The sequence below is a fragment of the Campylobacter concisus genome, assembly GCF_003048605.1.
GTDB classification, from domain to species: Bacteria; Campylobacterota; Campylobacteria; order Campylobacterales; family Campylobacteraceae; genus Campylobacter_A; species Campylobacter_A concisus_BM.
This window is the reverse complement of record NZ_PIRX01000001.1, coordinates 21,746-42,269: the sequence shown is the minus strand read 5'-3', so window position 1 is coordinate 42,269 and position 20,524 is coordinate 21,746. Positions and strand designations below refer to the sequence as shown.

Genomic DNA, 20,524 nt, shown 5'->3' with positions numbered 1-20,524 from the left:
TTAAGCTTTTTTAACTAGATCAGCCATCAAAAATGCAAGCTCTAAAGCCTGATCAGCATTTAGTCTTGGATCGCACTGCGTCTCGTATCTCTCTTTTAGCGAGCTTTCAGTGATGTTTAGCGCGCCGCCGGTGCATTCTGTCACATCTTTGCCAGTCATCTCAAGATGCACGCCACCTGCTCTTGTGTCCTCAGCTTTATGAATTTCAAAAAAGCTTCTAACCTCGCTTAGAATTTTACTAAATTCACGAGTTTTGTAGTTATTTGAGGTCTTAACAGTGTTACCATGCATCGGATCGATGCTATAAACGATATTTAGTCCCTCTCGCTTTAGCTCTCTTAAAATTTTTGGTAAATTTTCGCCGATCTTATCAGCACCCATTCTGATTATCACATTTAGTCTGCCAGCTTCATTTTCTGGATTTAGCTTATTTGCTAGTGCGATGACATCTTCTGCCTTTGCACTTGGTCCGATCTTTACACCGATAGGATTTTTCACACCACTTAAAAAATGCACATGAGCGTCGTTTATACCGCGCGTTCTCTCGCCTATCCAAAGCATGTGAGCCGAGCAGTCATACCACTCGCCACTAAGGCTATCAACCCTAGTTAGCGCCTCTTCATAAGGCAAAAGCAGTGCCTCGTGAGATGTATAGACTGCGGTTTGATTTATCGCTGGGGTATTTGCTGAAGTGATACCACAAGCTGCCATGAAAGATAGAGTTTTTGTTAGATCATCGGCTAGTTTTGCGTATTTCTCGCCGATCTCTGGCTTTTTAACAAAGCCTAAATTCCACTTATGCACCTGATGAAGGTCTGCCAAACCTCCTCTTGAAAAGGCTCTTAAGAGGTTCATCGTAGAAGCACTTTGATAGTAAGCCTCGATCATGCGTTTTGGGTCAGGAACTCTTGCCTGCTCGTCAAATTCAAAGCCGTTTATGATGTCGCCTCTATAACTTGGCAATTTAACGCCATTTACCTCTTCAAAATCGCTACTTCTAGGCTTTGCAAACTGCCCTGCCACGCGGCCTACTTTGACCACCGGACAGCCGCCACCAAAGGTTAAAACTATCGCCATTTGAAGTAAGACCTTAAACATATCTCTGATGTTGTTTGCGTTAAAATTTGTAAAGCTCTCAGCGCAGTCGCCACCTTGAAGCAAAAAGGCCTCGCCGTTGCAAACTTTTGCAAGCTCATTTTTAAGACTTCTAGCCTCGCCAGCAAATACCAAAGGCGGAAGTGCTTTTAGTTTTTCTTCAGCCTCTTTTAGCTCTTTTAAATTTGGATAAGTTGGTTGTTGTAAGATGTTAAATTCTCTCCAACTATCTCTGTTCCAAGTCATAAATTTTTCCTATCTTTTTCCTTAATTTAGCGCTGATTATATCACGCAAAACTTAAAAAATAAAAGCCATTAATGGGTTATTAAAGATATTTTGCATACAATCGCTACTTTAAATTTACCCAAAAAAAGAGAAGATTTTTTTCATGATAAAAGGCATTTTTTATTCGCTTTTGGCATCAGTTTTATTTAACTGCATCTACTACATGTCAGTGCTCATGAACCCCATCAGCACGCAAGCTCTTATTGGATACCGCATGATCTTTGCCATGCCTTTTGTCATCGCCGCCATTTTTTTGTTAAAACAGCAGCGAAATTTCAAATTTTTACTTCTAAAAATAAAGCTAAAACCTAAAATTTTACTAGTTTTGCTTGCTACCTCGCTCATCGTCTCATTTCAGATGTGGCTCTATCTCTGGGCTCCAAGTAACGGCGCAGCGCTAAAAGTCTCGATAGGCTACCTCATCATGCCAATAGTCATGGTCCTTTTTGGACGGATATTTTTCAAAGAGCACCTCTCAAAAACAAAGCTAGCATCGATCTTTTTCGCTGCCATTGGCGTCTTTAGCACAGCAGTTATAAGTGGCGGCATCTCGTGGGAGAGCGCTGTAGTTTTTTGCCTTTATCCAGTCTATTTTACCATTAGAAAGTACTACAACCTTGCAAATTTCTCAAGCTTTGTTATCGAGATAATTTTTATGTTTTTATTCTCATTTTATTTTGCGCTCACAGCCGATATGGACTACGTAATGAGCCAAAATCCAAACATCTACTACCTGCTCATCTTGCTTGGTGCTATCAGCGGCATAGCCCTCATCGCCCAGATCCTCTCAAGCACGCTCGTGCCGATAAATGTGCTTGGTTTGCTTACATATTTTGAGCCTATAATGATGCTTTTTGTCTCATTTGCCATCGGCGAGAGACTGGAGAAAAGCTCATACTTTTTGATGATCTGCCTAGCCATCTCTGTCACACTTTTGATGATAGATAGTATAAATTCTATAAAAGGCGACAAAAATACCAAGACTAAATGAGAGCCAAAAAGGCGTTGTTTTTGCGCTTAGCGCCTTTTTTATGTGGGGATTTTTGGCGGTTTATTTCAACCTATTTAGCAAAGATGTCGATGCTTATGAAATTTTAGCCCACAGGATCATCTGGTCATTTTTCTTGATGGCGGCAGTGCTTTGCATCAGTGGCAAAATGGGCGAAATTTTTGCGCTTCTTAAGGATATCCGCTCGCTAAAAGCTCTATTTTTAAGCGGTATTTTTATCACCATAAACTGGGGCGTTTATGTCTATGCGGTGGGTAGCGGTAAAATTTTAGACACGAGTTTGGGATATTTTATAAATCCCTTGATAAGCATGCTTCTTGGTGTCATCATCTTTAAAGAGCGCCTCAGCAAAGCTGGTGCCATAGCCGTTTGTATCGTCATCGCAGCTGTCTGCGTGCAAATTTATGCTAAAGGTGGCCTGCCACTTGTCTCTATCATCTTGCCACTTTCATTTGGTTTCTACGCGATGGTTAGAAAGATGGCGAAGATTAGCGCATTTAATGGGCTTTTTATCGAAACATTTTTTATGTTTCCATTTGCACTTGGCTACGTTTTATGGCTGGTTTTTCACTCGCAAAGCCACTTTGGACTAAATGAGAACTCACTTTTAATGATCGCTTCAAGCATCGTAACTATCGTGCCGCTTGTCGCTTTTAATGCAGCTGCAACAAGGATAAATTTAACCACTATCGGCTACTTGCAATACATCTCACCAACCATAGCGATACTCTGCGCGGTCTTTATCTTTAACGAAACCTTAGACGTCTACAAGATCGTCTCTTTTTGCCTCATCTGGCTGGCACTCGCCATCATCAGCATAAACAAAATCACAAAAAGGAATAAAAATGAATAGCGTAACGATCTATTTGCTGCTTGCGTTTTTTACAGCGCTTATTTTATATTTTCAGATACAAAAACTAACCAAAAAGCTTGACGAAGAGGGGGCGGTGCCTGCATATCAAAAAGCTGCGCAAGAGGTTTTGCAAAATTTAAGCAATGCCGAAAAATACCCTAAATTTTGTAATGTCATCTTAAAAAAGATAAATACTTTAAGACAAGACATACTCTTTGAAGATGCGCTAAATGAGACTAGCGATAAGAATAAAGCACTAGATCAGCTTGAGCAGACAAGAGATAAGCTAGAAGCACTTTTGAAACAAGAAAATGCAAACTGGGAGAGCGAACTGGTCGAAATTTTAGACGAGATCGATGACTTTGTGAAGCTAAATTTAAAAAACGGCGAAGATAGAGCCGAGGAGCTAAGGGACGAACTAAAGAAAGAATTTGATGGGTTGTGAAAGTGACTTTGGTAAATTTTGATAATTAAAGGAGTAAGCGTGTTTGAAGATATAGACTATGACGGTTTTAAAGATTATTGTAAAAAAACTTTAAGTAAAAACACAGTTCCACAATATCAAACCTATTTAAGAAATTTTATTAGTTTTTTAGAAGACAATAAAATTTACTCAATTTTTGACTATTATGATGCAAAGAGCAAAAATCCAAAATATCTAGAAGAAGAGTTTATAAAATCAGGAAGACCTAAAAAACATTTTTCTAATTGTAACTCTGCAGTAAACAAATACATAGAATTTAAAAATGGCAAAGGAGATACAATGCCAACAGAAAACAATGGACAACAAAAAGCTAAGGTAAATTTTTCACTAAATCAAATTTTATATGGCCCTCCAGGAACTGGAAAAACATATAAGCTTTCAAAACTCATGGGTAAATTTACTCAAAATCTCAATATAAAATCGAGTGATAATACTGATGCACTATATGAAATGTTAAAAATAGAAAGCTACACTTGGTATCAAGTGGCAGCAGCCATACTGTATGATGCGGCTATGTCAAACACTAATGGCGGTTGGCTTAAGTTAAATAACGGCATAGTAAATCACATTTTATTTAAATTAAAATCAATAAAATCAGGTTCAAAAACACCAATACAAACAATATCATCAGATTTGTTATTTCATGCAAAAATGGATTGTGAATATGTAAAAACACAAGAAAGACGAGCGCCTTTTATCTTCGAGAAAAATGAGAAAAGCGAATGGCATGTAGATATAAAAATACTTAATGATGAGTGTCCTGAGGTCATAGAGCTTTATGAAAAATATAAAGAGATAAAAGAACAAAAAGTAGGCACAAGCTACACTAAAGAGAATTTTAAATTTATAACATTTCACCAAAGCTATGGATATGAGGAATTTGTTGAGGGTATAAAGCCAGTATTTGATGACGAAAACGAAGATGGCGATATAACCTATGAGATATCAAAAGGAATTTTTTATCAGTGCTGCGAAAACGCCTTGCTTCTTAGTGATTACAAAGGCAAACTTAGGGATTTTTGCGATCTGCCAAAAGATGAGCGACAAAAGTTTTTTAATGACAACACACCAAAATATGCCATCTTTATCGACGAGATCAACCGCGGAAATATATCGAAAATTTTTGGTGAGCTCATAACTCTTGTAGAGCCGTCAAAAAGGCTCGGAGCAGATGACGAGATAATGGTGGAGCTGCCATATTCAAAAGAGAAATTTGGAGTGCCGTCAAATTTATACATAATAGGCACGATGAATACAGCAGATCGCAGCATAGCCCTTATGGATACGGCGCTTAGAAGAAGGTTTGAGTTCGTGGAGATGATGCCAGAATATGACAAACTAAACAAAATAAATATCGAAGGCATAAATATAGGCGAAATGCTAAAAACGATAAACGAACGTATAGAGTATCTTTATGACAGAGATCACACGATAGGACATGCTTATTTTATAAACGTGTCAGACTTAAAAACGCTTGCAAATGTCTTTAAAAATAAAATTTTACCACTACTACAAGAGTATTTTTACGACGACTGGGAGAAAATAAGGCTGGTTTTGGGCGATAGTCAATTTATCAAAGAAAAGAAGCCAGCAAAAGTTTTATTTAAAAGCGATACTGACTATATAAACGACAAAATTTTATACGAAATAGACAAAGAAGCTTTTTACGACGAGCAAAACTATCTAAAAATTTACAATTTAACAAGTAGCCAAGCAGATGAAGCAAACCCAGATAACGATTACTGAGTTTGAGCGCATATATCAGCACGATATAGACAAAAAAGACTTTAAAGATATAGAAAATTTTATCCTTAAAAATAGCGATGAAAATGCGCCGTTTTTAAGGATAGCAAGCGGGGTTGGCGGGAAATTTATACAAGCTAGAAATTATGTCGGCGTTTTGCAAACAAAAAGTGGCTTAACGATAGAGATTTTGCCAAAAATAGCAGACAAAAAAGACGCTGAAAGATCAAAAGCAGTTTTTATAAAAATGCTAAGAACGCTAAAAAATTTCCCATTTAAAAGCTCAAATTTAGCTAATCTAAAAACCCAAAATTTACCGCTTTTAGAAATTTTCATCTCGATGTTTTTATGCGAGCTTGAAGCTCTTGTAAAAAAGGGGATAAAAAGTGACTATGTGGCGCTAGAGGAGAATCTAAATTTCCTAAAAGGAAAGCTTAGTATAAACGAGCAGATCAAAAGAAATAGCGTCCATAAAGAGCGGTTTTATGTAGGATACAGCGAATTTTTAAACGATATAAAGATAAATAGGATTATAAAAACAACACTTAAATTTCTATACAAAAAGTCAAATTCTAGTAAAAATCAGCAAAAAATACGCGAGCTTTTGTTTATATTTGATGAGGTTTCGGAGTGTGAGAATTATAAAAATTTCTTTGCAAAGCTTGTCATAAACCGCCAAGTAAAGCACTACGAGCAAACGCTTTTATGGTGTAAGATATTTTTGCTTGGCAACTCTTTTACACCACACAAGGGCGATGATCTAGCCTTTGCCTTGCTATTTGATATGAATGCACTTTTTGAAAGCTATGTTGGAAATTTTATAAAGAAAAAGTTTTCAGGCACTATATTACAACACTCAGAAAAACACCTCGTTGAAGAGCCAAAAAGTTTTAAACTAAGGCCCGATATATTTTTAAAAGGCAAATTTATAGCCGACACAAAATGGAAGATCATAAGCTCAAAAGATGATATCTCACAAGCCGACCTATATCAACTCTACGCTTACGGCAAAAAACACGAGTGCGGCAAGCTTCATCTGATATATCCAAAGATAGACGGCATAAAACAAGAGTCTATGAATTTTAAATACGACGATGAAATACGGCTTGAAATTTTATATTTTGATCTTGAAAAAGACGAAAATAACACAAATTTACTAATCTAACTTTCTAAAAATCAAATTTACATCTTCGCTTTTAGAGCCATTATCCTCTTGTATGATGCGTCGATTCGCTCTTTGCTGATCTTTTTCTCATTTACAGCATCGATTATGATCTGAGTGATCAGATCAGCCGTTCTTTGGTTATTTATCTTAAACTCGCTAAAGAGCAAGATATCGCCACCAGCGTTTATAAATTTCACCACTTTTTGCGCTAAAGCTTCATCGCCAACGCCTTTCATCAGCATATCATCGCTGATAACCACGCCATTAAATTTAAGCTCATTTCGCAAGAGGTCGGTTATTATTTTTTTAGAAAGCGTGGCTGGATTGTCCTCGTCGATGCCCTTCACAAAAAGGTGCCCTACCATGATGATCTGCGCTCTACCAGTGCTTATAGCGTCTTTGTATGGTAGTAGCGCGTCTTTACTTAACGTGACCTCACTCTTATTTTTATGTGAGTCCTCTTTTGAGTTGCCATGCCCTGGGAAGTGCTTAAGTGTCGTTAGGATGCCCTGTTCTTTAAATGCGTCCATAAAAGCATCAGCGTAGATCACAACCTTGCTCGCATACTCGCTAAACGCCCTTTGCTTAGCGGCGATGATCGGCGAGTTTTCATCGTGCAAATCAACAACTGGGGCGAAATTTAGGTTTATGCCGCACTCTTTTAAATTTATAGCCATTTTTGAGTAGAGATCATAAGCGCTTTTGATATCAAGCGTGCTTGCGACCTCGTATGCGCTAGGATATGGGCCGTCAAAGCTCTCATCCTTCATACGGCTTACGTTGCCGCCCTCTTCGTCAATGGCGATAAAAATTTTAGGACTTTTCTCTTTGATCGCCTTTATGCTAGCTTTTAGCTGGGCTTTGCTAGTGACGTTTCTACCAAGTAGCATCACTCCGCCAAATCTCTCATACCCAGCGTCACTTAACATCGCGCGAAACGCAGCGTCTTTTGTGCTAGCTCCGTTAAAGCCAACCATTATCATTTGCGAGACCTTGGCTCTTAGGCTCACCTCTGCGCCGCTTAACCCCAAAGCAAAAATAGCTACAAAAAGTATAAATTTAAAAGCTCTCATCTTCTTCCCAAAAGCGATTTTACGCTCTCAAAAACATCTTTGCCATTTAGCATATTTTCAACCTCACTGGCTATGGGCACATATATGCCCTTTTCTTTAGCGATCTTGCTAATAGCCCTTGCAGTATCGACACCCTCTGCCACCTCGCCAAGCTCATTTAAAATTTTCTCCAGCCTCTCGTGCCTTGCTATGCCAAGACCTACGCGGTAGTTGCGCGAGAGTATCGACGAAGCGGTTAAGAAAAGATCTCCTGCGCCGCTTAGCCCCATAAATGTCTCATCTTTTGCACCAAAAAATTTACCAAATCTAGCCATCTCAACAAGCCCCCTCGAAATGAGGCTAGCCCTTGCATTGTTGCCAAGACCAAGTCCGTCGCAGATGCCACCAGCTATGGCGATCACGTTTTTATAGGCTCCACACACCTCAGCACCGATCACATCATCAGAAGTGTAAGCTTTCATATAGCTTGGGAAAAATGAGGCAAATTTTAAAGCTAAATTTTGATTTTTAGAATTTACCACCAAAGCACAAGGCAGCTTTTGCATGATCTCTTTTGCAAAGGTCGGCCCAGAAAGAAAGGCCAAATTTTCTCTATCAACAAAGTCTTCATAAATTTCATTTAGAAATTTGAGATTTGCCGTGTCTATGCCTTTGCTGGCGACTAGGATCTTTTGACCTTTGTTTTTGTAGTTTTGCTTTAACCATAAATTTGTAGCTTGCGTTGGGATCGTGCAAACTAGATATTCGCACTCCAAAGCTTCATCCAAGCTTACAAAATTTGGCATCTCTCTTGGGGTTCTTGAGCTGATGACGCACTCGTTATTTTCACTAAATGCGTGAAAAAGCGCACTGCCCCACTTGCCAGCTCCGATGACTGCTATGCTCATTTTAGCCCTTTTTTAGCCTATTTTGGCCTTTAAAAGCTCATTGACCTTGCCTGGGTTAAAGGCACCCTTACCCTCTTTCATCACCTGACCGACAAAAAATCCAAACATCTTATCTTTGCCGCTTTTATACTCTTCGACTTTGTCGGCGTTTGCAGCTAAAATTTGATCTATAATTGCGATGATCGCTGAGTCGTCGCTCACTTGCTTCAAGCCAAGCTTTTCGATGACGCTATCAACGTCTGCGTCATGCTCCATTAGATAGTCTAATACCTCTTTTGCAGCCTTGCCGCTTATCGTGCCATCTTCTATGCGTTTTAGTAAATTTATCATCTTAGCGCTGCTAACTGGGCTTGTCTCGATCGTTACGCCGTTATTTAAGCGACCAAGAAGCTCGACTATGAGCCACGTAGTAGCAAGCTTTGGTTGAATTCCAGCGGCGATCAGCTCTTCAAAATATCTAGCCATCTCAACGCTTTGGGTTAAATTTAGTGCATCGCTCTCTTTTACGCCTAGCTCGCTAACATATCTTGCGACCTTTTGCTCGGCAAGCTCTGGAATTTTGATCGCTTCGTTATACATCTCTTCTGGCACTTCAACAGGCAGCAAATCAGGGTCAGGGAAGTATCTATACTCCGCGCTATCCTCTTTGCCACGCATCGATCTTGTCACTAAATTTGTCGTGTCAAACAGCCTTGTCTCTTGATAGACCTCTTCGTCATATTTGCCATCTTCCCACGCTGCACTTTGGCGCTCTACCTCGTAGTCGATCGCTTTTTGGATAAATTTAAATGAGTTTAGGTTTTTTATCTCGACCCTTGTATAAAGCTTGGTATCGCCTTTTGGACGGATAGAGACGTTTGCGTCGCAGCGGAAGCTACCTTCTTGCATATTTGCGTCGCTGATGTTTAAAAAGCGAAGGATCGAGTGTAGTTTTTTAAGATAAGCTACCGCCTCGTCGCTACTTCTAAGGTCTGGCTCGCTAACTATCTCAAGAAGCGGCGTGCCAGCTCTGTTTAGATCAACTAGGCTCTCATTTTCTTCGTGGATATTTTTGCCAGCATCCTCCTCAAGGTGCGCTCTAGTTACGCCGATGCGTTTTTTAGTGCCATTTACGTCGATGATGAGCTCGCCGCCTTCTACGATAGGTATCTCAAACTGTGAAATTTGATATGCCTTTGGAAGGTCTGGGTAGAAGTAGTTTTTTCTATTAAAGACTGATTTTTTATTTATCTTAGCGTTTATCGCTGTGCCAAAGCTGATCGCCTTTTTGACAGCCTCTTTGTTTAGTACAGGTAGCGCTCCAGGCAGAGCTAGGCAGGTCGGACAAACGTGGGTGTTCGCCTCGTCGCCAAAGCTAGTCGAGCAAGAGCAGAAAATTTTAGTTTTTGTATTAAGCTGAGTATGAACTTCTAAACCGATAACGACTTCAAACATATTTTTACCTTTAAATTTATGCAAATTTTTAGTGCGTATTTTAGCGATACTTTCTTTTAAAATATCTAAAGGAGTGCTTTTAAGGAAATTTAAAAACACTAACAATTCGTAACATTAATGATAAAAATTTAAATTACAAATTAAATATTTTTCGTAAGAAAAAAATAATATAGCTATAATAAAAAAAGATAAAATTTTATGAAAGGAGCTTGTATGAGCGACAAAGAGAATGTTGTTTTAGAAGATGGCGAACGTATGCTGTCTCCGGTTCCGATGTCTGAGCGACGCCCGACATTTAACCAGATAATGGTCTGGGTAGGTTTTGGCTACGTCGTTACTGGACTTTTCATAGGTGGCGTTCTGGCCGGTTTTGGCGGAAAGCCTGGCGTCTCACCTCAAACTGCCCTTTGGGCGATCATTTTAGGTATGGGCTCGCTAAGTATCATCACTGCGCTACTTGGCATAATGGCCCAAAAAACTGGTATGAGCCTAGCTCTAGTTTCTAGGTACTCTTACGGCATGAAAGGTGCAAATTTGCCAATGATCATCATGGCACTGCTAACACTTGGCTGGTTTGCCAGCATCACTGGCATGGTCGGTCAAATTTGGGGTTCATTTATAGGTAACCCAAGTGGCGTCATCGTCTTTGATCCGGCAAATTTTGGCTACAAAGATATCACACCGATCACGCTTGAGGTCTTTCTTGCTTGCTTTATCTTTGGCATCATATTCACCATCACAGCATACGTGGGCATCAAAGCTATCGAGGCTATCGCGATCCCTATAAGCCCTGTTATCTTGATCATCGCAGTCTATGTTGGCTACGAGATGTTAGCAGAGGGTGGCGGAGCTGCGGCCTTTTTAGAAAAGACCAAAAATATACAAGGTCTTGGACTTGGAAATGCCATCACAGCTGTCGTTGGTAGCTGGATAGCAGGAGCTGTTATGGGTGTTGATCTATTTAGATTTAACAAATCAGTAAAAGCTGTCATCGCTGGTGTCGTGGCTTGCTTTATACTAACAAACCCTCTTTTAAACATAGTTGGCTACATCGGCGCAGTAAGCGTTGGTCAGTTTAACTACGTAGAGTGGATGCTAACAAAGTCAGCCCTTTTAGCTATCATCGGTGTCATCGCTTGGACAGCATCGCTTTGGACTACAAATAACGCCGAGCTATACTGCAACTCACTATATACTGGCCCGGTGCTCTCAAGCATAAATTTAAACATAAATAGAAAAAAACTAGTGTTAATCGCTGGCGTAGTAGGCACTGTGCTTGGCTCATTTGCCTTTTATCAAATGTTTTTTGCATCATTCATCACGATACTTGGCACATTTGCTCCGCCTCTTGCTGGTCCGCTGATAGCTGATTATTACATCATCAAAAAAGGAAAATACGACATCGCTAAATTTAATAGCGAACCAGACTATCACATGGCTGGCGTTATTTCATTTGTCATAGGCGCTTTGCTTGGATTTATCTTCCAGTACTATTTGCCACTTCCATTTGACCTACCATCAGGTCTTGTAGCGTTAGTTATTACGATTATTATCTATCCGATATTTTATAAATTTTTTAACAAGGAGATGAGATGAAAAAGGTAGTTTTGAACGAATTTAGCGCAAGAGAGCTAAAGCAAAAATTTGAGGCGCACGAGATAGATAGCGCTATCACGACCTTTGGTAGCTGCGAGAGCCATGGCTGGCACCTGCCACTTGGGCCTGATCTTTTCGTGCCTGAAGAGATCGCAAAAAGAGCAGCTCTAAGACTTGGAAAGACCATCGTTGTTCCAGGCGTGCCTTTTGGTACTTCTATCCACTACAATCAATTTCCTATGTCAGTCACTCTTAGATTTGAAACCACGATAGCGATCGCTGAAGATATTTTTGAGAGCCTTATAAATAACGGCATAAAACATATCATCATCCTAAATGGCCACGACGGCAACATCCCTGCCCTTGAGATCGCCGCTAGAAAGGTAAAAGATAGACACAAAGACGCTGTTTTGGTCTTTATCCCTGCTTGGTGGAATATCACAGGAGCTAGACTAAAAGGTATATTTGACGTCTGGGACGGACTTGGTCACGGCGGAGAGGGCGAGACTTCTATAACAATGGCGGTTAAGCCTGAACTTGTAAATTTAGAGTACGCAAAGTCACAAGTGCCTCATGACGTTATCGGTTTTGGCGAGTTTAGCACCATCATCTGGGATATCAAAGAGGTAACAGAAACAGGTGCTACTGGAGATAGCACAAAAGCTAGCCTAGAAAAAGGTCAAAAGATGCTTGATTGTGTGACTGACTACGTTGTCGAGATCGTTGAAAAGCTTGAAAAAATGGGCTGGAAATACGACCACAGAAAATAAATTTATGTGTGCTAGAGATAGCACACATTTTTACTGCTTAATTCTTCACTAAATTTAATACTTTATTTTTTATTTTAAAATGTTGCTTGAAAGTTAAAGTTGATAGATAGTAGAAATTTAAAAAAGAGAAAAGCCATATAAAATATGGCTTTAAATTTTAATGCTCATGCTCGCTAATAGCGACTGCGCCAGCTAGATAAACGTAAGTTAGCATCATAAAAATAAATGTTTGCAAAACAGCCATAAGTGTTAGAAGTGCAAAGGCTGGAAGTGGAGCAAACCAAGGTGCAAGTGTAAGCATCGCAAGTAAGAACAAGTCATCGCCCTTGATGTTACCAAAAAGACGGAAAGATAGCGAAACTACACGTGAAAGATGTGAGATGACTTCGACTGGAAACATAATAGGAGCTAGAAATTTGTTTGGTCCCATGAAGTGTCCAAAGTATTTGAAAAAGCCATTTTCTCTAATGCCCTCAAAGTTATAGTAAATAAATACAACCAAAGCCAAAACTAAAGTCAAATTTAAGCTTGAGCTTGGTGACTCAAAGCCAGGGATGATACCAATGACGTTTGAGAAAAATACGATAAAACCGATAGTTGCAACAAGTGGGAGGTATTTTCTAGCTAGCTTTTCGCTGCCTAAAGTATCTTTACCCATAGAGATAACGCCCTCTAAATAAGCCTCAACTATGTTTTGAAGGCCTCTTGGTACAAGCTGCATCTTGCTCCTTGCGATGTAAGCAACGATAAGGATGATCAAAGCTACAAGGCAAAAGTGAAACGCATAGACAAAGGCATGTGAATGGTTTAGCAAATTTGAGAATAGAAACAAATCTTTCATTGATTTACCTTAGATTTAGAATTTTGCGTGATTGTAACAAAATTATTGTTAAAACATTTTTAATTTTAAGCTTTGAAGTAGTCAAAAAGTAGTTTGCAAATGGTCGCTGCGACAACTATCAAAAACATCGTTCTAATAAATTTGATCTCTTTTTTGATGACTAAATTTGAGCCAAAATATGCTCCTAAAATTTGCCCTACAGCCATCAAAAAGCCAACTAGCCAAAGTATCTGCCCGCCTGCTATAAAAACGCCAAGCGCTACGATGTTGCTGGTAAAATTTAAAGCCTTTGTGTGAGCGACAGCTTTTTTTAAATTTAGCCCAATTAAAGCCACCATCGCAAACATCCAAAACGAGCCTGCTCCTGGGCCAAAAAAGCCATCATAAAAGCCAAGAATTAGTCCAAATATGACATAAAATAGCTTCTCATTCATCTTTGCAGCCCTGTCGCTCTCGCCTATTTTTGGCATAAAAAGCGTATAGATGAAGATGGCGATTAGCAAAAATGGGATGATTATTTTTAAGAAATTTGCATTTAAAAATAAGATGAGCGTTGCGCCAATGGCCGCTCCAATAAATGTAAAAACTATGCCAACAAAGCACTCTTTGTAATTAATCAGCCCTTTTTTAGTGAAATTTAGCGTTGCCGTGAAGCTGCCAAAGACGCCTTGAAGCTTGTTTGTGCCAAGAGCAAGATGAGGTGGCACGCCCATAGCCATGATGGCTGGCAATGTGATCAGTCCGCCGCCACCTGCGATCGCGTCGATAAAACCACCCAAAAACGCGGCGACAAAAAAGACAGTGTAGCTAAGTAGGTCAAATTCCATTTTTGTTCTTTGTAAATTTAAGTTAAAAGCGGATTGTAGTTTAAAATTTTGAAATTTCATCTTAGAAATGAAGGTTAAATTTGAGTGCGAAATTTAAAAAGCCTTTAAACATTAAATTTAAAGGCTTTTTGCGTGGTTTGATTACTTAATAACGCCGCAAAGCATTCTAGCGCCGCCGCCGCCAAGTGCTTTTGGCTGGTCGCTGTGGTTATCGCCACCAACGTGAACCATTAGTGAGTGACCTTTTAGCTCGTCAAGGTTTTTAATCTTTGGAGCTAGCACTGGGTAGTTTGCATTGCCCTCAGCATCTACGTAAAGCGCTGGTAGATCGCCTTTGTGACCCTTATCGTCCCATGCAAATGAGTGCATTTTTGTCTCAGCTGGATCCCAGTGACCGCCAGCTTTCATGCCAAGACCTTTTTCAGTTGCACCGCAATCAGCATTTTGATGAACGTGAAAGCCGTGAAGTCCTGCAGGAAGACCTTTTAAATTTGGAAAAAACGCTACGCCGTAGTTTGTCTTAACAGCTACTATTTCACCAACGTTTTTATCGCCCTTTTCACTTAGCTCATTAACTGGTATAACTAGATGCTCTCCAGCTTTTGGATCAAAGTGATGACCCTCGTGAGCAAAAAGCAAAGTTCCTAAAACTGCACTTAGTAAAACGATTTTTTTCATACGAGCTCCTTATGGATAAAATTGTATGGCAAGTCTATCCTAAATTTAAAAATTTAGCAATAATTTTTATTTTTTGAGATTTTTTACGATAGTTTCTAGCTCTTTGCTCTGCCCTATCCTATAAAGCGCAAAGTCGTATTTGATCGGATCAAGCTTATCAAATTCTCTAAGCCTATTTGTAAGCTCCATGACCGCTTTGAAGTCGTAGCTTTTTCTATTTATAAGCCCTAAATTTAGCGAAACCCTATGCGTATGCACGTCAAGTGGCATCAAAAGCCTATCTTTTGGTAAATTTTTAAACACTCCAAGGTCGATGTCGCTATCTCGCACCATCCAGCGAAGATACATATTGTAGCGTTTATATGGGCTTTGAGGCTCTTTGCTAAAGCTCTTTCCAAAGAAAAACTCATACCCATCTGAGCGGTAAGAATTTAGCCCATAAATAAATTTAATAAGCTCATTTACGCCCTCTATCATCTCGCCGTTTTTTGCAAGACCACGGGCTAAAATTTCCTCTATGCAGCCCTCTTTTTTCAGGCGTGAAAGCGTGATGAAAATTTCTTTTACGTCGTTTTCATTTTGAAAGCGGTATTTGAAATTTGATAAATTTTTCTTGATATTTTGCTCGCTCTCATCAAGCAAACTAAAATCAAGCGAATTTAGAAATTTCACTATCATTTTTGCGTTGCCATAGGCAAATAACGCACAAATGAGTGCTATATTTGGCTCTTTAAATTTAGAGGCGACTTGAAGTGGGTCTGGGGCGTCAAATAGCCCCGAGCTTGTATTTTTACTTAGTACGTGCGAGTCTAAAAGGCTCTTTAGATCACTCATTGTTTTAGTGAAAGAAGAGTGTCTAACATCTGATCAACGGTCGTGATGATCTTTGCAGCTGCGCCGTAGCTTGCTTGAAAGCGGATCAAATTTGTAAGCTCTTCGTTGGTATCTACGCCACTTGTTGATTGAAACTCCTCTTCAGCAGTCCTTTGCAAAGATGTATTTGTGTCGTGGATCGTGTTGTTTGCCTCGGTATCGCTCGCCATATCGGTCGTAAAATAGCGGTAATATCCCTCGATCGTCTCATCCCTATCAAGCGCAGTGCCACTTGAGTAAAATGTCTGCTTTTGGTACTGAAGCTGGATCATCTTGTTTGCAACTTCGTTGTTTCCCACAACTGGCTTTGAGTAGGCACGAAGTTTTGTGTGATCTTGGGTGAAATTTTGATTGATACCTATTGTATTTGAGTTTGTGCCAGAAAAAAATCTGTTGATACCAACAACGCCTGGGAAATTTGTGCCATGATCGACTATTGAGATGCTATAAAGCCCTTGAGCTTGCTTTGGTATGAGCGCAAATGTGCCTTGATGCGTGTTTTTATCATAAAAATACGACGCTTCAAAAAAGTCATCGACGTCATTTAGCATGTTGTTGTCGTTGTTATCGTCTGAATTTGAGTTAAAATCTTGCACAACAGAGTTGCCGTATTTTGTATCATTCATCGTCGTAGTGCCGTTTATCTCGATAGTCTTTTTGGCTACGACGTTGCCTTTGTTATCATAAACGATAGCATCAAAGCTGCCGTTTCTTATGCTGTTATCATGGTTCATCAGCGTCTTGTCGTTTTCTAGGTAGCTGATCGGATCTGAGTTTGAAATTTCAACCGCAGACTCGGCATAGACATTGTTTGTGCTAGTTATTAAAGTTTTTGAAAATGTATTTAGGTTATCGATATATTTTTGGATGATACCATCACTAAATTTATCATTATCTGGCTCGTAGTTACGGCCTCTAAGATCAAGTGCAGCTCCTATCTTGCCATTTGTGATCTTCTCCTCCATAGGGATACGTCTGCCATCTTCTCTTTCATAATAAATTTTAGTGTATTGCCCACTCTCAGTTGAGCTCATAGAAATTTCATGAAAATTTACACCATCAACGATACTCACACCGCCGATATTTAGGTTGTAGTATCTTCCTTGATCGCTTATGCCAGTATCTATCCTTGACTCGCTTTTTAGATCGCTTTTATAAACGGCTGTATTTACCAGCTTTGACATAGCAAGCTCTAGCTCATCGCGCTTGTCACGAAGGTCGTTTGCATTTATCTTGATACCAGCGTCTGCGCCTGATTCAACTCTTTGAATTTGTTTATTGATATTTGCTATTTGCTTGCCAAGTGAATTTATCTCGTTTATATTTATCTTTATAGTCTCATCTATCTGCGTGTGCATATCATAAAGCATCTTTGATGAGCGGTTGATGCTAGCTGTTAAAACGCTAGCTTTATTTATCAAATTTACCTTTTGAGCGCCCTCGTCTGGGTTTGAAGCGAAGTTATTCCACGCTGCAAAATACTCTTGGATATCTTTTACCATGCCGTTATCTTTTAGATCTGGGAAGTATTTTGTCGCCTCTTGTAAAATTCTCTGTTTATAGCCTGTATTTTCTAAATTTGATGATGAATATTTTAGTCTTGAGTAGGCAAACTCATCGTGAAGTCTTGTCACAGTATCTACTTGCGTGCCTGTGCCAACGCCACCAGGGACAGTGTTCATCGCTGGAGACGCAGACTGCACTACGCGCTGCCTTGTGTAGTAGTTACTATCGGCGTTTGTGATGTTGTTTCCGGTTGTGCTTATTTGCACTTGGGCTGCATTTAGCCCTGAAACGCCTGTGCCTAATGACATAAAGATATTAGCCATTGTTTAAACCCTTGATTTGTAAAAATTATTATCTGTGCCGCTGCCGTCTTGACCGTATTCATTAGTCTGAGTACCAAAGACTTTTTTGCTAAGTGAGTCGAAAAACTCCTTAACAACAACGACGTGTCTTGCATATTCTTTATTTACTTTATGCAAAATTTCAAGCTTTGAACGCATAAGCACTAGCTTTGACTTCACTTCATCATCTAAAACATTTGCAAGTGTCGTCGTGCCACTCTCTTTTGAAACCCTTAGTAGCTCTTTATCCAAAGCTCTTTTGGTATCTTCAAAAGCACGCACAAGAGCATTTTTCTTCTTCACGCTCTCATCAACGCTTGAGTGCTTCGCCTCTTTTATATTGGCGATATCTTGCATCGTTAAATTTATAAGCTCGTCTAGCTCGCCTATGGCCTCGTCCAAAAGCTTCTTTATCATTTAAATTCCTTTAAATTTAGAGCAACGCATCAGCCACAGCTTTTGCTGTTTTAGAGATATCTACCTGATAGGTGCCATTTGCTATTGCATCAGCTATCTCTTTTACTCTTGCGTTTTCGTTTGTTTTTACTTCTTTGTTTTCATTTTCAACTCTAGCATCGCTATTTTTATTTAGCGTATTTGCCTGGTAGTTTGGTCTTTGGTTCAAAGGAGTTATCATATCCATACCTCTTAAAATAAAATGTTTATATCACTACATCGGCAAAATATAAATTTACTTAAGAGTCTCTCTTCAAAAAATCGTATAAAAGTTCTGAAAAACCTAAATTTCCACTCAAAGCTTTGCTCATAGCGTCGTTATACATAGACCTGTAAATATCGCTGCCAGCGGCTTTTGGATAGAGTGAGTTCTTATCATCTTCTTTTAAAGCGATATCAAGAACAGCTTTTACCATAAATGCTTCAAAAGCATCAGTTTGCTCTTTTAAAAGTGCATCTTGTTTGGCATTTGCATTTTTTATCTTGTTTGCTGAGATGTCGTTGTATGAATTTAGTGCTAAGGTGTTGTCTATTTGCATTATATTATCTCCAGATCGACTTGTATCGCGCCAACTCGTTTTAAATTTTCAAGTATCGAGATGATGTCACTTGGTGTTGCACCAAGCTTGTTTAGCGCTCTTGTCACGTTTGCGACGGTTGTTTTCTCACCTGAAATTTTAAGTAAATTTTGACTAGGAGCCACCGAGGTGTCGCTACCTATATTTACATCATTTTGCGCCGCCTCTTCGTAGCTATTTGGCTCTATCTTTATAGTTATAGCGCCATGAGTTATCACGACTGGACTAACTACCGCGTTTATACCGCTAACTATCGTGCCAGTTCTCTCATCAACTACGATCTTCTCATCTGGCTTATACTCCACATCAAGATCAAGCACAGCGCTTGCAAGCTCGATGATGCTAACGTCATCTGGCTTTTTAACAATAACCGTTCTTGGATCGATCGCCTTTGCAGTATCGTCTGAGATGTTTGCATTTATGGCGTTTTGGATATCAAGAGCGGTTTTAAAATTTGTATCTTTTAGGCTTAGTTTTATGCTGTCTTGGTTGTAGATATCGTAAGTGACCTCGCGCTCCACAAGGGCACCATTTAAGATAGTGCCAACGGTTGGGTGATTGCCGCCACTTCTACCCGCACTCTTGCCACCGATACTTAGAGGTCCTTGAGCCAAAGCGTAGATATCGCCATCAACGCCCTTTAGCGGAGTCATAAGAAGTGTGCCACCTTGTAAGCTTTTTGCATCGCCGATAGATGAGATCTCGATATCAAGCTTGTCGCCATGCCTTGCAAATGCAGGTAATTTTGCTGTCACCATAACAGCAGCTGCGTTTTTAGACTTGATATCATCTGGATTTATCTTGACATTTACGCCTTGAAGCATGTTTGATAGCGATTGGATCGTAAATTTTGACGTTGAGCCGTCCCCTGTGCCGTTTAGTCCGACGACTAAACCATAGCCTATTAGCTGGTTGTCCCTTACGCCAACGATGTTTGCAAGCTCTTTTATCTGCGTAGCAAAGGCTGAAGTAGCTATCACTGAAGCTGCTACAAAAGATAAAAATTTATTCATATTTTTTCCTAAAATTTAGCTATTTTAGGTTTTTAAAGCAAAAGATGTTCCAAATTTTTACTGAAAATAAGAGAGAGAAGTAGCTCCAAATTTTTTAAATTTAACAAGCTTATACGCAGAAATTTCATCGCCAAATTTAAAATCGCTGTTATGCTCAAAAACTATCATATAAATTTTCTCTTTTTTTAGCTGCGAGATCAAATTTACAAGCTTTTCGTAGATATCATCAAAGCCAGCCCTTATGTCAAATGGCGGATCAAGATAGAGTAAAACCTTACCATTTTGCGAATTTACAAGATCAGGCAAAAGCGCAAAGCTGTCGCCATTTATTGCTTTTAAATTTGGACTTTGCAGGCTTGCAAGGTTACTTTGCGTGATCTTAAAAGCAGCTCTATCTTTTTCGATAGCGATAGCCTCGCGCGCTCCGTTACTAACAGCCTCGCTTGCCATCACGCCGCTTCCGCCAAAGCCCTCTATAAATGTAAGTGAGTACATTTCATCTCTAATGACGTTAAAAAAGGACTCTTTTACGATGCTTTTTGTGCTTCTAGTCGTGCTTAGACTTGGTAGCTCTAGCCTTTTGCCTTTAAATTTACCACTTGAAATTTTGGTGCAAAGCTTCACTGATTTGCCCTTAAAATTTCAAGCAGATCAGCTTTAAATTTATCTATTAAGAGTGATACTTTTTGCTCCAAACTCTTTTCATTTACTATCTGATCTGGCTCTTTTGCCTTTGAAATTTGCGTGGCTGAGTAAAACTCCTCAAGCGTATCAATAAGAGTGGCTCTTGTAAATGGATGAGAAAGATGAGCGTTCTTACCTATTATAAATAGCGGTTTTTTTGTGACAATCTCGCGGTCACTTACTACAAAATCACAATCCTTATGATGAGCGGCTAAATTTCCACAAAAAAGCAGCAAGGTCTTTTGCAGCAAAATGCAGTCGCATTCAAATGAAATTTTCATATCCCGTCCTATAAATTTTGCTCGATTTTAACCTAAATAATCAAAAATTTA

Annotated in this window: 22 protein-coding genes; 7 read left to right on the top strand and 15 right to left on the bottom strand. The window is 39.4% G+C overall.

The annotated features are described in order from the left end of the window. On the bottom strand, positions 1-1,341 hold the full coding sequence (locus CVS86_RS00230) for a class II 3-deoxy-7-phosphoheptulonate synthase (protein WP_107790591.1): 1,341 nt from the start codon (positions 1,339-1,341) through the stop codon (positions 1-3). A gap of 143 nt (positions 1,342-1,484) precedes the next feature. Here CVS86_RS00230 and rarD (CVS86_RS00225) point away from each other — a divergent pair, with 143 nt between their 5' ends. The 5 genes from rarD (CVS86_RS00225) (at position 1,485) to CVS86_RS00205 (ending at position 6,635) form a co-directional block, all read left to right on the top strand. Beyond that, positions 1,485-2,372, top strand: coding sequence for an EamA family transporter RarD (gene rarD / locus CVS86_RS00225; protein ID WP_009293763.1), 888 nt, complete (start codon positions 1,485-1,487; stop codon positions 2,370-2,372). Further along, the gene (rarD, locus tag CVS86_RS00220) at positions 2,356-3,243 is read left to right on the top strand and encodes an EamA family transporter RarD (protein ID WP_107790590.1); all 888 of its coding nucleotides are present in this window, start codon (positions 2,356-2,358) and stop codon (positions 3,241-3,243) included. The genes rarD (CVS86_RS00225) and rarD (CVS86_RS00220) overlap by 17 nt, the downstream gene beginning before the upstream one ends. Next, a complete protein-coding gene (locus tag CVS86_RS00215) occupies positions 3,236-3,688 on the top strand; it encodes an aryl-sulfate sulfotransferase (protein WP_107790589.1) in 453 nt (150 codons plus the stop codon). The genes rarD (CVS86_RS00220) and CVS86_RS00215 overlap by 8 nt, the downstream gene beginning before the upstream one ends. A gap of 318 nt (positions 3,689-4,006) precedes the next feature. Further along, complete coding sequence (locus tag CVS86_RS00210) at positions 4,007-5,473, top strand: McrB family protein (RefSeq protein WP_107790711.1); 1,467 nt, start codon at positions 4,007-4,009, stop codon at positions 5,471-5,473. After that, positions 5,445-6,635: an McrC family protein gene (locus tag CVS86_RS00205; protein ID WP_107790588.1), complete on the top strand. Its 1,191-nt coding sequence runs from the start codon at positions 5,445-5,447 to the stop codon at positions 6,633-6,635. The genes CVS86_RS00210 and CVS86_RS00205 overlap by 29 nt, the downstream gene beginning before the upstream one ends. 17 nt (positions 6,636-6,652) lie before the next feature. Here the strand turns inward: CVS86_RS00205 and CVS86_RS00200 are convergent, their stop codons facing one another. Genes CVS86_RS00200 through gatB form a run of 3 tightly spaced genes read right to left on the bottom strand, consistent with a single transcriptional unit; the run spans position 6,653 to position 10,029 of the window. Continuing rightward, the gene (locus CVS86_RS00200; protein WP_107790587.1) at positions 6,653-7,708 is read right to left on the bottom strand and encodes a glycoside hydrolase family 3 N-terminal domain-containing protein; all 1,056 of its coding nucleotides are present in this window, start codon (positions 7,706-7,708) and stop codon (positions 6,653-6,655) included. Next, positions 7,705-8,595 carry an NAD(P)H-dependent glycerol-3-phosphate dehydrogenase gene (locus CVS86_RS00195; RefSeq protein WP_021086264.1) on the bottom strand — a complete coding sequence of 297 codons (891 nt, stop codon included), beginning with the start codon at positions 8,593-8,595 and terminating at the stop codon, positions 7,705-7,707. Before CVS86_RS00195 ends, CVS86_RS00200 begins: the two co-directional genes overlap by 4 nt. 12 nt (positions 8,596-8,607) lie before the next feature. After that, positions 8,608-10,029, bottom strand: a complete 1,422-nt coding sequence (gatB, locus tag CVS86_RS00190; RefSeq protein ID WP_087583160.1) for an Asp-tRNA(Asn)/Glu-tRNA(Gln) amidotransferase subunit GatB — start codon at positions 10,027-10,029, stop codon at positions 8,608-8,610. A 213-nt stretch (positions 10,030-10,242) separates the two neighbouring features. On the opposite strand from gatB, the gene CVS86_RS00185 reads away from it, so the two are divergent. After that, complete coding sequence (locus CVS86_RS00185) at positions 10,243-11,625, top strand: purine-cytosine permease family protein (RefSeq protein ID WP_103574174.1); 1,383 nt, start codon at positions 10,243-10,245, stop codon at positions 11,623-11,625. Continuing rightward, positions 11,622-12,395, top strand: a complete 774-nt coding sequence (locus CVS86_RS00180) for a creatininase family protein (protein ID WP_103574173.1) — start codon at positions 11,622-11,624, stop codon at positions 12,393-12,395. Before CVS86_RS00185 ends, CVS86_RS00180 begins: the two co-directional genes overlap by 4 nt. 157 nt (positions 12,396-12,552) lie before the next feature. Here CVS86_RS00180 and CVS86_RS00175 read toward each other — a convergent pair whose 3' ends face one another. The 11 genes from CVS86_RS00175 to CVS86_RS00125 all read right to left on the bottom strand — a co-directional run bounded on the left by CVS86_RS00175 (position 12,553) and on the right by CVS86_RS00125 (position 20,473). After that, on the bottom strand, positions 12,553-13,236 hold the full coding sequence (locus tag CVS86_RS00175) for a F0F1 ATP synthase subunit A (RefSeq protein ID WP_002942300.1): 684 nt from the start codon (positions 13,234-13,236) through the stop codon (positions 12,553-12,555). Between the two features lie 65 nt (positions 13,237-13,301). After that, on the bottom strand, positions 13,302-14,063 hold the full coding sequence (locus tag CVS86_RS00170) for a TSUP family transporter (RefSeq protein WP_107790586.1): 762 nt from the start codon (positions 14,061-14,063) through the stop codon (positions 13,302-13,304). A 141-nt stretch (positions 14,064-14,204) separates the two neighbouring features. After that, complete coding sequence (locus CVS86_RS00165; protein WP_103635749.1) at positions 14,205-14,741, bottom strand: superoxide dismutase family protein; 537 nt, start codon at positions 14,739-14,741, stop codon at positions 14,205-14,207. 66 nt (positions 14,742-14,807) lie between these two features. Next, positions 14,808-15,575 (bottom strand): TIGR02757 family protein, encoded by a 768-nt coding sequence (locus tag CVS86_RS00160; protein WP_107790585.1) that lies wholly within the window; start codon positions 15,573-15,575, stop codon positions 14,808-14,810. Then, complete coding sequence (gene flgK, locus CVS86_RS00155) at positions 15,572-17,443, bottom strand: flagellar hook-associated protein FlgK (protein WP_002942291.1); 1,872 nt, start codon at positions 17,441-17,443, stop codon at positions 15,572-15,574. Before flgK ends, CVS86_RS00160 begins: the two co-directional genes overlap by 4 nt. A 3-nt stretch (positions 17,444-17,446) precedes the next feature. Then, positions 17,447-17,878, bottom strand: a complete 432-nt coding sequence (locus CVS86_RS00150; protein WP_012001657.1) for a flagellar export chaperone FlgN — start codon at positions 17,876-17,878, stop codon at positions 17,447-17,449. A gap of 16 nt (positions 17,879-17,894) precedes the next feature. After that, positions 17,895-18,098 (bottom strand): flagellar biosynthesis anti-sigma factor FlgM, encoded by a 204-nt coding sequence (locus tag CVS86_RS00145; RefSeq protein ID WP_035142326.1) that lies wholly within the window; start codon positions 18,096-18,098, stop codon positions 17,895-17,897. Positions 18,099-18,156: 58 nt separating this feature from the next. Continuing rightward, a complete protein-coding gene (locus CVS86_RS00140) occupies positions 18,157-18,456 on the bottom strand; it encodes a rod-binding protein (RefSeq protein ID WP_002942304.1) in 300 nt (99 codons plus the stop codon). Beyond that, the gene (locus CVS86_RS00135) at positions 18,456-19,508 is read right to left on the bottom strand and encodes a flagellar basal body P-ring protein FlgI (RefSeq protein WP_002942326.1); all 1,053 of its coding nucleotides are present in this window, start codon (positions 19,506-19,508) and stop codon (positions 18,456-18,458) included. Before CVS86_RS00135 ends, CVS86_RS00140 begins: the two co-directional genes overlap by 1 nt. 57 nt (positions 19,509-19,565) lie before the next feature. Then, complete coding sequence (gene rsmD, locus CVS86_RS00130) at positions 19,566-20,132, bottom strand: 16S rRNA (guanine(966)-N(2))-methyltransferase RsmD (protein ID WP_107790584.1); 567 nt, start codon at positions 20,130-20,132, stop codon at positions 19,566-19,568. Beyond that, positions 20,129-20,473 (bottom strand): ornithine carbamoyltransferase, encoded by a 345-nt coding sequence (locus CVS86_RS00125; RefSeq protein ID WP_107790583.1) that lies wholly within the window; start codon positions 20,471-20,473, stop codon positions 20,129-20,131. The genes rsmD and CVS86_RS00125 overlap by 4 nt, the downstream gene beginning before the upstream one ends. Between the last annotated feature and the right edge of the window lie 51 nt (positions 20,474-20,524).